Below are 12,594 nucleotides of genomic sequence, written 5' to 3'. Positions count from 1 at the left end.
TGTAAAGCAAGGCTAAGGCTGCTTTTCTATTTTTGTATGGGGACTATTTTAGCAGTATTTTTTTACTTTCGTCTAGTTTTGTCACAATTATGTCATCAATAAGTAGTATAATATTCCTGTCTATCAAGAATTATTTTTTTATAGCAGGAGATGAACGATTTATGTCAGAGATCATCGAAACATATCGGCAAAACTATTCTTTCTATCAAGAGTTTACAGGACGCATGGAGTCGTTAATGTCGATTCTGTTACAGGAACAAAACATACGTGTTCATTCTGTTGTATCTCGAGTGAAGGAAGAATCAAGTCTCAAAAATAAACTGGTTAACTCAAATAAAAGCTATGCCCACTTGCAAGATATTACTGATTTATGTGGGATTCGCATTATTACATATTTTGAAGATGAAGTGAATCAGGTGGCAGATTTTATTCAAAAAGAATTTGCTATTGATGTGGATAATTCTATTGATAAGCGAAAAGTCTTAGCACCTGATCGATTTGGCTATCTGTCTTTGCACTTGATTGTTACGCTATCGGATGAACGGCTGCAACTAAAAGAATATCAAAAGTTTGCAGGCTGCAAGGTGGAAATCCAAATTCGTTCTATTTTACAACATGCATGGGCTGAGATTGAGCATGATTTGGAATATAAAAGGAAGGCTCTGGTATCTTATGAAACACGTCGGAATTTTTCGCGTTTAGCGGGGCTTTTGGAAATCGTTGATTTAGAATTTGAAAAAATCCGGGATCAAGTTATTGTGCCAAGCAATGTACCGGCATTACTACCGACAAGAGAATTAGTACCTTTGACATTTATCCGAAAGAATTCGTTGGTCGATTTAGCTCAACGATGGATATTTAAGTTAAAGACTCCAGCACTGTTTACAGGGTGTATTACGCTGGCTGTTTTATTTTCTGTTGCATGTGATGTTCTTTTTGCCAGTGAATTCCACCAGTTTGCTGCTGCTTTATCTAGCATTAAGGCGCATGTATAATAGTTTAGAAGACAAATCTTATCGGGTGAGATATTATGACGATCAGATTGGAAAAAATTCGCAAAAAGGCCGAGCAAACCTATCAAATGCAATTGATTGCAGGGGACGGCGGACTGGAAAATATTATTCAATGGGTTCATATGATAGAGGATGAGCAAGTTGCAACCTTTTTACGTGGCAATGAACTGGTGTTTACTACTGGAATTGGTCACTCTGATGCAACTTGGCTTAGTGGTTTTGTGCAAGGTTTGACTCATAATAAAGCCAGCGGGCTGGTGGTGAATATTGGCCCGTATATTCAGGCGATTCCCGAAGAAACTGTAGCCTATTGTAGGCAGACCAATTTTCCCTTGTTTACGCTTCCGTGGGATATACGCCTGGTGGATGTGACGCGGGATTTTTGTCGCCAAATTATTAATAGTGAGCAAACCGAGATGAGTGTGTCAAGTGCCTTTAAAAACGCGCTCTTCTTTCCAGAGGATCTTTCTAAATATCAAGCACAGTTAGAGCGTCATGGTTTTCAAATTGCTTGGTCCTATTGTGCTGTAGTGTTTGATATTCGTTCAGAACAAACTGCTAGTGCGAAGAGTAATATTGCAGCTGTTCGGCTTTATGCCGAAAATATTATTAACCGTATGAGCGAAAAGTATAGTATTTTTATGCAAGATAATCGTTTGACTATTATCTTTGCAAAGTTTGAAGAGGACGAAATAGCTACCTGTATTAATCGAATTATCGATTATTATCAAAAAACAGGACGCCACTATCAGCTAAATATAGGTATCGGGCAGAATGAAAATGGCTTGGTAATGCTTGCAAAAAGTTATAAACAGGCCGCATCCGTATTGCATTTAGCTGTTAAAAATAATTGTTGTAAGATTTATTATAAGGATCTGGGTGTTTATAAGATTTTACTTTCCACTGAAGACAAAAATGTATTGCGTGAAATATATCAGGATACTTTGGGCCGACTTGCCGATTGTGACAATGCTCATGGTACGGATTATATGAATACTCTCAAGTGCTATCTTGACAATGATGCCAGTGTCCAGTCTGTAGCAAAACTTACTTATATGCATCGCAATACAATTAATTATAAGCTGAGAAAAATTAAGGGAATTACAGGTTGCAATATTGCCAGTGTTGAGGAGAGATTGAAAATGATGTTGGCTTTTAAAATCAAAGATATTTTGTAAATCAGGACGACTATGTGCTTCAGCACAAAATGCTTTGTGTTTTAAATCATTGCGCGTGTACGGGAGCGATGCTATAATCAGGTACAAGAAATGTGAATAACGCTAGACAAAATAAGCAATGGGGCTTTGTTCGAAAGAACAAGGCCCCATTGTTTTATGAGGAGGTTTATTGTGCACAGTGTTGCTTTTCTGTCTACACCCAAGATTTTTGCCGATGTGGATATTATCGACTCGCTTGGCAACAGCTTGGTGCTTTCGGCAAGAAACCACTGATCTTAATCGGCTCCGGTTCAATCAGACGTAATGGAACTTTGGAACGGATCAAGGCAATTGTTGGCAGTGACTATACTTTATTAGAAAACATCCCAATGCGATGCTGCTGCCTACTGTTTTAGAATATAACCAATTCGTTAGTGCGAGTCGGTACAGAAATATTGCACAGGCCATCGGGCTGGATACTTTGGCGGAATTATTTGAACAGTAACGCCAGTGCCAAAGTGAATCCGCGAAAAGCACGATATGAAGAAATGGTTGCAATTTATCGCAGCATTTACTAAAAATTTCAGGGGAGTGAAAGAAAATGATGACAGGTCAGGAAATAAAAGAACAGGATTTACAATATAATTTGCATTCGTGGTCAAAGCAAGGCAATCTCAATCCCATTCCAGTTGTCAAAAGTGAGGGGATTTATTTCTGGGATGCTGAAGGCAAAAGGTATACAGATATGTCTTCACAACTTGTGAATATGAATTTGGGGCATGGAAATCAGGTGATTATTAAAGCCATTCAGGATCAGGCGCAAAAGCTATGCTTTATTGCTCCAAGCTATGCTGTGGAAGCCCGTTCTATCCTTGCTAAAATGGTGATTGATTTACTTCCCGCTAATATGGGAAAAGTCTTTTTTACCAACGGCGGAGCTGATGCCAATGAAAATGCAGTGAAGATGGCGCGCATGGTTACAGGACGTAATAAGGTGTTAAGCCGTTATCGGAGTTATCATGGTTCTACTTACGGTGCGGGCAATTTGACTGGGGAACCTCGACGTTATCCATTGGAGCCAGGCATTCCAGGATTCGTAAAATTTTTTGACCCCTATGTTTATCGTGAATCCCTTGAATTTGAAAGCAGTGAAAAAGCCGCTGCGTATTACGTGGCGAAATTGCGTGAACAGGTGCGTTATGAAGGAACGCAAAATGTGGCGGCCATTGTACTGGAAACCATTACGGGTTCTAACGGTGTGATTATTCCACCTGATGGATATTTACAAGGTGTACGTAAAATTTGTGATGATTATGGCATTATGATGATTTGTGATGAAGTCATGGCGGGGTATTGTAGAACAGGCAAGATGTTTGCTTTTGAACATTGGGGGATTCAACCGGATATAGTAACCTTTGCTAAAGGCATTACCTGTGGTTATGTACCGCTTGGTGGTGTGGCTGTCAGCAAGAAGATTGCAGCCTATTTTGAGGATCACACGCTTCTTTGCGGTCTTACTTACAGTGGTCACCCCCTCGCCTGCGCTGCAGGTGTGGCAACACTGAATTATTACCGAGAACATGATGTTTTGGGTAATGTGCAGAAGGTTGGAAAACTCTTGGGAACTTTGCTGGAGAAAACGAAAGAAAAGCATGCCTGTGTCGGGGATGTCCGTTATATTGGTCTGTTTGCAGCAGTCGAGCTTGTTAAGGACAAGACAACGAGAGAGCCCTTAGTGGAATATGGTGAAGATCCGCAAGGCATCATGGGGAGCATTGTTAAGATGCTCGAGCAGCGGAATTTTATGACTTATTCTCATGAAAATATGGTACTTGTGGCTCCCCCCTTGATTATTACGGAAGAACAATTGACAGAAGAACTAAAAAAGCTGGATGAAGTGTTAGGTATTGTAGACAAAGAAATTATATAATATAAAAAAAGCACTCGTTTTTGAGTGCTTTTTCATTATGAATAGCGCCTACCTTGTTACCTTACCTCTCACGAATGAAGGAAGAATTCCCAAGCCGCAAATGACGGTGAAAATAATAAAGGCTAAATGAAATTCGCCTGCGAGCTGTTCAATATAGCTGGCCCCTGAGTTGATGTTACCGGAATTGCCTGATAACAGTAGGGTTACAACGGCCATACTTGCTGCTTGTCCGATCAGGCGCATGGTACCGAGTGAAGAAGCGGCGGCTCCATAAAAGCTTTTTTCCACGGATCCCATAATGGCATTGTTATTGGGTGAGGCAAAGAGAGCAAAGCCCAGACCGATTAAAGCCAGACTGGCTATGATGATCCATAAGGAAGTTTGCGGGGTGACAAAAATAAAAAAGGATAGTCCGAGTGTACTTAAAGCCATGCCCCAAGAGGAAACAATGGCCGGTTCGATGCGATCAGACAGTGATCCGGCAAAGGGGGAAAATAACGCCATAATCAGTGGCTGTGATAATAAAATCAAGCCGGATATTTGTGAATCATAACCCATGATAACCTGAAGATAGAGAGACAGTAAAAATCCAATGGCAAAAGTGGCACTATAATTGATCATGGCGGCTAAATTAGAAAAAGCAAAAACCCGATTGCTGAGAAATAACCGGATAGGAAATAGCGGGTATTCCTGTTTGGATTCATAATAAAGAAACAATAGCAATAGACACAGTCCCAGTCCCAGAATATATTTAGCCCATTCCAATCTGGCGACTTCTGAAAGACCATACAAAGTGGAAACGAGGGCGATCATATAACTAAAGCTGCCGACTTTGTCAAATTTCTCTCCTTTGCTTGAAATCCATTCGCCTTTTAGGCGCCAAAGGGTTAGCAAGGTAGTAAAGACGCTGAGCAGTGTGGTAAAATAAAAAATACTGCGCCAGCCAAGATAATAGTTAAGTAATCCGCCAAGTACCGGTCCAAGTGACAGGCCAATATAAATGGAAGCTGAAATAAGTCCCATGGCTTTGCCGCGTTTTTCGGCCGGATATACTAAAGCGACAATGGCCATCCCTGTGCTGAAAATCATGGCACTAGCAATTCCCTGAATCATGCGGAAAATGATCAGTGCTTCGATGGACCAGGCGAAGCCGGAAAAAAGTGATGAAATAGCGAATAAGGCAACACCGAAAATAAAGACTTTTTTGCGACCTATAATATCGGACAGTCGCCCGAAGGGGAGTAAAAAGGCTGCTGTCGAAAGTAAAAAGGCCGCGACTACCCAGCTTAATAGTAAGGCGCCGCCGTGAAATTCCGTACCGATTGCTGGCAAAGCGAGTGTGATGGCACTGCCGCTAAAGGGGGTCACAAAAGACGTAACCATCACGATAATTAAAGTGGTCGTTTCCATTGAAAAATCATAACCCATGTATACACCTCATCCATTTGTTTGGCTATTATATAAAAACAAGCCTAACGCCTTAAAAAAGGAGTTAGGATATAAAGATATATTAACACGTTGACATTTATTTTCATAGACTATTTGTTATAGATTACGATAAAATTTGCATTGAAAGTTGTTATATAATTTGAAAGCATATCCTTGTCTGGAAATAGCAGGAATTCTATAATAATTACCGAAATAATTAAGAACATTATGATAGTATTTTTCGTCTAGATGATTTTATGGTATTCAAAAATATTATAAAAAGCTGGAGGAGAAAGAAATGAAAAAGATTATGAATGTACCGGAACAAGTCGTGGAGGAAATGTTGGAAGGCATGGTTGCCGCTCATCCACAATATGTGAAGAGATTGCCGGGATTTGATGTATTAGTAAGGGCTGGCGGAGCTACGGAAAAAGTGGCTTTAGTGAGTGGCGGTGGCAGCGGCCATGAACCTGCACATGGTGGCTTTGTTGGCAAAGGAATGCTAGATGGTGCTGTTGCCGGAGCGGTATTTACGTCACCCACGCCGGACCAAATATATGAAGCCATTAAGGCTGTAAATGGTGGTAAAGGTGTACTACTTGTCATTAAAAATTATACAGGCGATGTATTGAATTTTGAAATGGCTGCTGAGTTGGCTGAAGCGGACGGAATTCAATTGGATAAGGTCATTGTCGATGATGATGTGGCTGTGGAAAACAGCACATGGACGACAGGTCGCCGGGGGATTGCTGGGACATTATTTGTACATAAATTAGCCGGAGCTAAGGCTGAGACTGGTGGTAATTTAGCGGAAGTCAAAGGGGTGGCCGCAAAAGTCATTGCCAATGTTCGATCCATGGGCATGGCTTTGGCACCTTGTACCGTTCCGGCAGCTGGGAAGCCCAGTTTTGTGCTTGATGAGAATGAAATGGAAATTGGCATGGGGATTCATGGCGAACCGGGTACGCATCGCGAAGCCATTCGTTCGGCTGACGAAATTGTGATGCATTTGCTTGATAAAATTTTTGCTGATATGCCTGTTCAGTCTGGCGAAGAGGTAGCTGTACTTGTAAATGGACTGGGGGGGACGCCGTTGATGGAATTATATGTGGCCAACCGTAAGGTTGCTGAAATTTTAGCAGCTAAGGGTATTCAAGTTGCAAAAACTTTTGTGGGCAATTACATGACTTCATTGGAAATGGCTGGACTCTCTGTTTCTGTTCTCAAATTGGATGAAGAATTAAAATCATTATTACTTGCTCCGGCAGATACGCCGGCTTGGGTGCAATTTTAGATTGGAGGTTGACGGGTGTGGGTGATTTAGCAGCAGCGCTTATTGCAGTAGGCGAAGCAATTATCAAAAATAAGCAATATCTAACAGACTTGGATTCGGCCATTGGTGATGGCGATCATGGACTCAATATGGCGCGGGGGTTTGAAGCCGTTGTAGTCAAACTCAAGACTGGTACGATGATCCAAGAAGTTGGAGCAATAATGAAGCTTGTTGGAATGACACTGATTTCTACTGTTGGCGGGGCATCGGGCCCCCTTTATGGAACGGCTTTTTTGCGTGCGGCTGTACCAAGCGCAGGAAAAGAAGTGATTGATGGACAAACAGCGCTGCTTATGTTTCAGGCAGCAATTAAAGGCATTAAGGATCGAGGTAAGGCCAGTCGTGGCGAAAAGACGATGCTTGATGCGCTGGAACCAGCGCAGGATGCTTTTCAAAAGACTTTTGAGGCGGGAAAATCCTTGCCGGAATGTTTGCATGCCGCCTGTGATGCTGCACAGCAGGGCATTGAATTCACCAAGACCATTATTGCCACGAAAGGTCGGGCCAGTTATTTAGGTGAACGGAGTTTAGGCCACCAGGATCCGGGTGCTACATCATCTTTTATTATGTTACAGGCACTCACGCAATTTTGTGATGGCAGTAAGGAGGCGGTTTAATGGTTGGGATTGTTCTTGTGTCTCATCATGTGAAAATTGCAGAAGGAATCAAGGAATTGGCGGCTCAGATGGCCATGCCTGACCTGAAAATTATTGCTGCCGGCGGTCTTGAAGATGGCTCCATCGGCACAGATGCCTTGCGCATTAGCGAGGCTGTCCGTGAGGCGCAAACAGATGCAGGAGTTGTTATTCTGGCTGACTTGGGTAGTGCTGTGATGAGTAGTGAAACAGCTTTGGAATTTCTTGATGAGGAAGTCAGAAGAAATGTTAAAATTGCCGATGCCCCTATTGTTGAGGGCGCTGTTGCTGCTGTTGTGCAGGCTTCTATTGGTGGAACAGTTGATGAAGTGTTGGCAGCTGCTGAAGGGGCGCGAGATTTACACAAATGTTAAGACATGAGACATAGGAGAGTGATTTTAGTATGAATTTTCGTTTTGCTCATAACAACTTAAATGTGTTCAATTTGGAGAAAAGCTTGTCTTTTTATAAAGAGGCTTTGGATTTAAAGGAAGTCAGACGCAAAGAGGCCGCAGACGGCAGCTTTATTCTAGTTTATCTTGGTGATGGCAAGACAGAACATAAGCTTGAATTAACGTGGCTGCGTGATCGTCAAAAGCCTTATAATTTAGGTGATAATGAAATTCATCTGGCTTTTGTTACGGCTGACTTTGCAGCGGCTCATGCTCATCATAAGGAAATGGATTGTATTTGTTACGAAAATGTTGCGATGGGGATTTATTTTATTGCCGATCCTGATGGATATTGGCTGGAGATTGTTCCAGAGCGGGATTGATTATGGTGATTCAATAAAAAAAGTGCGTGGAGCATAATTTATGCTTCCCCGCACTTTTTTTGAGCTTTTATTTTTCAGGATTTACTTTTTCACGGAAGGTCTGTAGACCGTCTTTCATTTCGATGATGACGGCACTTTTTACGGCGTCATGTGTTTCATTAAGACTGATCATTCCTGATACGGCCGCATAATCTTTCGTTTTGGCTAGTTGATCTTTAATTTTAACAGGATCTGCACTATTGGCGGCTTTCATGGCTTCGATGACCATCATAGTGGCATCGTAAGAGAGAGCTGCAAATGCGTCCGGCGTTTGTCCGTATTCTTGTTTGTAACTTTCTACAAAGGATTTTACAGCCGGACTATTGTCATCTGGTGAGTAGTGATTACTGAAAAACGTATTATTTAAGGCTGTTTTGCCGGCTATTTCCGGTAATTTAGCTGAATCCCAGCCGTCACCACCCAAAAATGGCATATTTAAACCAAGTTCACGGCTTTGCTTAATAATCATGCCTACTTCCTGATAATAACCAGGCAGGAAGACGACATCGGGATTGAGTGATTTCATTTTGGTTAAGGTAGCTTTAAAATCAGTGTCTTTGGCTAAGTAGGCTTCTTCATCTAAGATGGTTCCACCATTTTTTTCAAACGTTTCTTTAAAAAATTGTCCCAGGCCTATGGCATAGTCACTGGATTTGTCGAGATACAAAACAGCTGTTTTAGCATGAAGTGATTTCATGGCAAAGTTTGCCATGACCGAGCCTTGGAAGGGATCGATAAAGGCGGCGCGGAATAGAAAATCACGTACTTTGCCTGTACTGGGATCAACTGTTACTTTGGGATTTGATGCTGTTGGGCTAATGGCTAGCACCTTGTTGTCCTGATTGACTTGAGACGCTGCGACAACACTTGAGGAGGCAATTGGAGCGATGACAGCAACAACTTTATCCTGGGTAATTAGTTTTTGCATGGCATTTGCTGCTTCGGCGGCTTCGCTTTTGTTGTCTGCTACAACAAGACTGAGTTGTTTTCCGAGTACACCGCCATTAGCATTGACTTGTTTAATTGCTAGTTTGGCTCCATTTGCTGCTGACTGGCCAAATGTGGCATTGTTTCCTGTCATTTCTAAATCGGCACCCAATTTAATTTCGTTTGCTGATTGCTGGCTGCCACAACCTGTCAGGAGTGATGCCGCTAAGATGCCTGAAAGCAGGAAGGTAGTAAAATGACGCTTTTTTTGGTTAAACATAATTCTCCCTCTTTTCATAAATGTCTACTGGTAGAATAACTTTGTGCACAATATAATAATTATAAAATTACAGATAGCAGATGTCAATGCGTTCAATCATTATCTTTCGAAATTATCAGATAAGGTAAAAAGCGAACATAATTTGCAAGCTGTAGTAGGAAAGAAGCAATAGGCACAGAATAAGGTAGATAAAGAATGAAAGGTAGGGGAAAATATGAAAAAAAGTTTTTATAGTTTTTTGGTAGTTTGTCTAGTGAATATTGTTTTTATGAGCGGCTGTTTTAGTAATTCAGGGACTCCTTCGACAAATGAGCTAAATAGTGGACAAGGAACAGGGAAAAATCGCGTGGCTACATTTGATACATCCCTTGGAGTTTTTAAGGTGCAGCTGTTTGAGGATAAGGCTCCTTTAACAACGAAAAATTTTATTGATTTAGTAAATAAGCAGTTTTATGATGGACTGACTTTTCATCGTGTTATTGATGGATTTATGATTCAAGGCGGTGATCCCAACGGTAACGGGACAGGTGGTCCTGGCTATACAATTAAGGATGAATTTAATCCGGATCTTAAACATGATTCAGCAGGAATTATTTCCATGGCTAACGCCGGTCCGAATACAGGGGGCTCCCAGTTCTTCATTACCTTGGCACCTACGCCTTGGCTGAATAATCACCATGCTGTTTTTGGTAAGGTTATTGAGGGACTCGATGTTGTTCAGGCTATTGGTAAGGTTAAGACGGGTGACAATGATCGACCCTTGCAAAATGTCGTGATTAAGAAAATTACGGTGGAGTAAATTTTGAATTACGTGTATCTATTAGCCTGTTCAGATAAAACGTTGTATACTGGTTGGACAACGGATTTGACAAAACGTGTAGCCACGCACAATAAAGGGAAAGGGGCCCGTTATACACGCAGTCGCCTGCCTGTTAGGCTAGTCTACTATGAAGAATGCGTAAGTCCCAGCGAGGCTTTGAAACGGGAGGCACAAATTAAAAAGTTGGGGCGTCAAGCTAAGCTGCAGCTTGTTGCGGGTTTATTAGACAGGGAGAATAAAGAATGATGAATATCGTAGCTTGTGAAAAAGTCACCAAGGGTTTTAGTGAAAAAAATCTGTTCGATAATATTACCTTTCATATTGATGAAGGGGAAAAGGTTGGTTTAATTGGTGTTAATGGTACAGGTAAATCAACATTGCTTAAATTGATTGCCGGCCTAGAAACGCCTGATAGCGGTCTTATCACAGTCAACAGTCATGCTTGTGTTCAGTATTTACCGCAAAATCCGAATTTTGATGATCAGGCAACTGTGTTGGAAGAAGTTTTTCGCGGCTCACTACCTGTCATGAAGTCGCTGCGTGAATATGAGATCGCTCTTGAAAGATTGCAGCATGAAGGGCAGAATCAGGTGCTGCAGGATAAGTTGATTGCCTTATCGGCTAAAGTCGATGAAGCGGACGGCTGGCAATTGGAAAGTGAAGCAAAGACTATTTTGACCAAGCTCGGTATTGGAAATTTTTCAGCAGTTATGGGAACTCTTTCGGGTGGACAAAGAAAAAGGGTGGCTCTGGCTACGTCTTTGATTCAGCCTTGTGATTTGCTTATTCTTGATGAGCCTACGAATCACATTGATTTTACGGCTGTCATGTGGCTGGAACAGTATCTGAACAGTCGTAAGGGCGCTTTACTTATGATTACGCATGATCGCTATTTTTTGGATCGTGTTGTCCAACGTATGCTTGAGCTTGATAAGGGAGTGCTTTATAGTTATGTGGGTAATTATAGCCGCTTCTTAGAACTAAAAGCCGAACGTGAAGAGCAGCAGGCAGCGACGCTCGAGAAAAAACAAAATTTATTACGCCGTGATTTGGCATGGATTCGGCGGGGCGCGCAGGCAAGGTCTACGAAACAAAAAGCCCGTATTGAACGATTCGAGGCGCTTCAAGGGGATACAAAGGAGATTGGGCGTGATGAACTTTCTCTTCAGTCTCAAGCTTCTCGTTTAGGCCGCACGATTATTGAAATTGAAGGGCTAAGCAAGAGCTTTGACGGAGTCCCAGTTATTCAAGATTTTAGTTATATTGTTTTGCGTAATGATCGCGTTGGAATTGTTGGACTCAATGGCCGCGGAAAATCAACGCTGTTAAATTTGATTGCAGGCAAAATCGTGCCTGACGCAGGCACGATTCATATTGGTCAAACCGGGAAAGTGGGTTATTTTTCGCAGGAAAACCAAGAACTCGATGAAAGTTTGCGTGTCATTGAATATATTCAACAAGAGGCTCATTATGTGAAGGCTGCTGATGGTACTTTAATTAGTGCGGCTCAGATGCTGGAAAGGTTTTTATTTCCCCGTCTTTTACAGTGGACACCCATCGCAAAACTATCAGGGGGAGAGAAACGGCGCCTTTATTTACTGAAAATTTTAATGGCAGCACCTAATGTACTGTTGCTTGATGAACCCACAAATGACTTGGATATTCAAACTTTGACTATCTTAGAAGATTATTTGTCCGGCTTTGATGGTGCCATTATTGCAGTTTCTCATGATCGGTATTTTTTAGATAAGATAGCTAAGCGGTTGTTTGTTTTGGAGGGTAAGGGCAGTATTGTTCCTTATGCGGGGAATTTTAGTGACTATGAAGAAACTTATTGTGCTGAAAGTGAGCCTGTCACAAAACCTAAGGCGGATTCATCACGTACTCAGTCTCGTCCGAAAGTGCTAAAGTTTACTTTCAAGGAACAAAGAGAGTATGATGTTATTGAGGAATCTATTGAAGCTGCCGAGGGAGAGATTGCTGTGGTTGAACAGCAAATGGCTGATGCGGCTCAGGATGCCGGGAGATTGCAGGTACTGTGCGGCGAATTGAATCAAGCTAAAGCAAAGCTTGAAACATTAATGGAACGTTGGACATACTTGGCCGATCTTGCTGAACGCATTCAAAAAAGTAGAAGTTAATTTATGGTAAAAAAGTTATATTTAGAAATATTTTCATAAAATTTTTCAAAAACGACATTAAAAAATTTGCAATTTTCTTTAGCTGTGTTATAATAGCTATGGACATGTAAAAAGTG

12 protein-coding genes are annotated in these 12,594 nt (G+C 41.6%); 10 read left to right on the top strand and 2 right to left on the bottom strand.

Annotated features, from left to right (window positions below; genetic code table 11):
* The first annotated feature begins 161 nt into the window (after nt 1–161).
* The 3 genes from Ga0466249_RS08920 (at nt 162) to Ga0466249_RS08910 (ending at nt 4,100) form a co-directional block, all read left to right on the top strand.
* Nucleotides 162–995, top strand: a complete 834-nt coding sequence (locus tag Ga0466249_RS08920) for a GTP pyrophosphokinase (protein ID WP_215829101.1) — start codon at nt 162–164, stop codon at nt 993–995.
* Nucleotides 996–1,030: 35 nt separating this feature from the next.
* Entirely contained in the window at nt 1,031–2,191 is a 1,161-nt protein-coding gene (locus tag Ga0466249_RS08915; protein ID WP_215829100.1) for a PucR family transcriptional regulator, read from the top strand.
* A 580-nt stretch (nt 2,192–2,771) separates the two neighbouring features.
* Nucleotides 2,772–4,100, top strand: a complete 1,329-nt coding sequence (locus tag Ga0466249_RS08910) for an aminotransferase class III-fold pyridoxal phosphate-dependent enzyme (protein WP_215829099.1) — start codon at nt 2,772–2,774, stop codon at nt 4,098–4,100.
* A gap of 48 nt (nt 4,101–4,148) precedes the next feature.
* On the opposite strand, the gene Ga0466249_RS08905 is transcribed toward Ga0466249_RS08910, so the two are convergent.
* Nucleotides 4,149–5,528, bottom strand: a complete 1,380-nt coding sequence (locus Ga0466249_RS08905; protein WP_215829098.1) for an MFS transporter — start codon at nt 5,526–5,528, stop codon at nt 4,149–4,151.
* 298 nt (nt 5,529–5,826) lie between these two features.
* Between Ga0466249_RS08905 and dhaK the strand changes: the two genes are divergently transcribed.
* The 4 genes from dhaK to Ga0466249_RS08885 are packed head-to-tail and all read left to right on the top strand — an operon-like array spanning nt 5,827 to nt 8,271.
* Nucleotides 5,827–6,822, top strand: coding sequence for a dihydroxyacetone kinase subunit DhaK (gene dhaK / locus Ga0466249_RS08900; RefSeq protein WP_215829097.1), 996 nt, complete (start codon nt 5,827–5,829; stop codon nt 6,820–6,822).
* A gap of 17 nt (nt 6,823–6,839) precedes the next feature.
* Nucleotides 6,840–7,478 carry a dihydroxyacetone kinase subunit DhaL gene (gene dhaL, locus Ga0466249_RS08895; protein ID WP_215829096.1) on the top strand — a complete coding sequence of 213 codons (639 nt, stop codon included), beginning with the start codon at nt 6,840–6,842 and terminating at the stop codon, nt 7,476–7,478.
* A complete protein-coding gene (gene dhaM / locus Ga0466249_RS08890) occupies nt 7,478–7,870 on the top strand; it encodes a dihydroxyacetone kinase phosphoryl donor subunit DhaM (protein ID WP_215829095.1) in 393 nt (130 codons plus the stop codon). Before dhaL ends, dhaM begins: the two co-directional genes overlap by 1 nt.
* 29 nt (nt 7,871–7,899) lie before the next feature.
* A complete protein-coding gene (locus Ga0466249_RS08885; RefSeq protein ID WP_215829094.1) occupies nt 7,900–8,271 on the top strand; it encodes a VOC family protein in 372 nt (123 codons plus the stop codon).
* Nucleotides 8,272–8,338: 67 nt separating this feature from the next.
* Here the strand turns inward: Ga0466249_RS08885 and Ga0466249_RS08880 are convergent, their stop codons facing one another.
* Entirely contained in the window at nt 8,339–9,517 is a 1,179-nt protein-coding gene (locus tag Ga0466249_RS08880) for an ABC transporter substrate-binding protein (RefSeq protein ID WP_215829093.1), read from the bottom strand.
* A gap of 214 nt (nt 9,518–9,731) precedes the next feature.
* Between Ga0466249_RS08880 and Ga0466249_RS08875 the strand changes: the two genes are divergently transcribed.
* Genes Ga0466249_RS08875 through Ga0466249_RS08865 form a run of 3 tightly spaced genes read left to right on the top strand, consistent with a single transcriptional unit; the run spans nt 9,732 to nt 12,478 of the window.
* Nucleotides 9,732–10,316 carry a peptidylprolyl isomerase gene (locus Ga0466249_RS08875; protein WP_281422616.1) on the top strand — a complete coding sequence of 195 codons (585 nt, stop codon included), beginning with the start codon at nt 9,732–9,734 and terminating at the stop codon, nt 10,314–10,316.
* Nucleotides 10,317–10,328: 12 nt separating this feature from the next.
* Complete coding sequence (locus tag Ga0466249_RS08870; protein WP_312889744.1) at nt 10,329–10,583, top strand: GIY-YIG nuclease family protein; 255 nt, start codon at nt 10,329–10,331, stop codon at nt 10,581–10,583.
* Nucleotides 10,580–12,478: an ABC-F family ATP-binding cassette domain-containing protein gene (locus Ga0466249_RS08865; protein WP_446686543.1), complete on the top strand. Its 1,899-nt coding sequence runs from the start codon at nt 10,580–10,582 to the stop codon at nt 12,476–12,478. Before Ga0466249_RS08870 ends, Ga0466249_RS08865 begins: the two co-directional genes overlap by 4 nt.
* Nucleotides 12,479–12,594: the final 116 nt, after the last annotated feature.

Origin of the sequence: Pelorhabdus rhamnosifermentans (assembly GCF_018835585.1) — a bacterium.
Taxonomy (GTDB): domain Bacteria; phylum Bacillota; class Negativicutes; order UMGS1260; family UMGS1260; genus Pelorhabdus; species Pelorhabdus rhamnosifermentans.
This window is presented reverse-complemented; position numbering and strand designations above follow the sequence as displayed.

Excerpts from the sequence above, each read along its gene's own strand:
- dhaK (WP_215829097.1), top strand. The coding sequence starts at position 5,827 with ATGAAAAAGATTATGAATGTACCGGAACAAGTCGTGGAGGAAATGTTG.
- Ga0466249_RS08910 (WP_215829099.1), top strand. The coding sequence starts at position 2,772 with ATGATGACAGGTCAGGAAATAAAAGAACAGGATTTACAATATAATTTG.
- Ga0466249_RS08915 (WP_215829100.1), top strand. The coding sequence starts at position 1,031 with ATGACGATCAGATTGGAAAAAATTCGCAAAAAGGCCGAGCAAACCTAT.
- Ga0466249_RS08905 (WP_215829098.1), bottom strand. The coding sequence starts at position 5,528 with ATGGGTTATGATTTTTCAATGGAAACGACCACTTTAATTATCGTGATG.
- Ga0466249_RS08875 (WP_281422616.1), top strand. The coding sequence starts at position 9,732 with ATGAAAAAAAGTTTTTATAGTTTTTTGGTAGTTTGTCTAGTGAATATT.
- dhaM (WP_215829095.1), top strand. The coding sequence starts at position 7,478 with ATGGTTGGGATTGTTCTTGTGTCTCATCATGTGAAAATTGCAGAAGGA.
- Ga0466249_RS08920 (WP_215829101.1), top strand. The coding sequence starts at position 162 with ATGTCAGAGATCATCGAAACATATCGGCAAAACTATTCTTTCTATCAA.
- Ga0466249_RS08880 (WP_215829093.1), bottom strand. The coding sequence starts at position 9,517 with ATGTTTAACCAAAAAAAGCGTCATTTTACTACCTTCCTGCTTTCAGGC.
- Ga0466249_RS08885 (WP_215829094.1), top strand. The coding sequence starts at position 7,900 with ATGAATTTTCGTTTTGCTCATAACAACTTAAATGTGTTCAATTTGGAG.
- Ga0466249_RS08865 (WP_446686543.1), top strand. The coding sequence starts at position 10,580 with ATGATGAATATCGTAGCTTGTGAAAAAGTCACCAAGGGTTTTAGTGAA.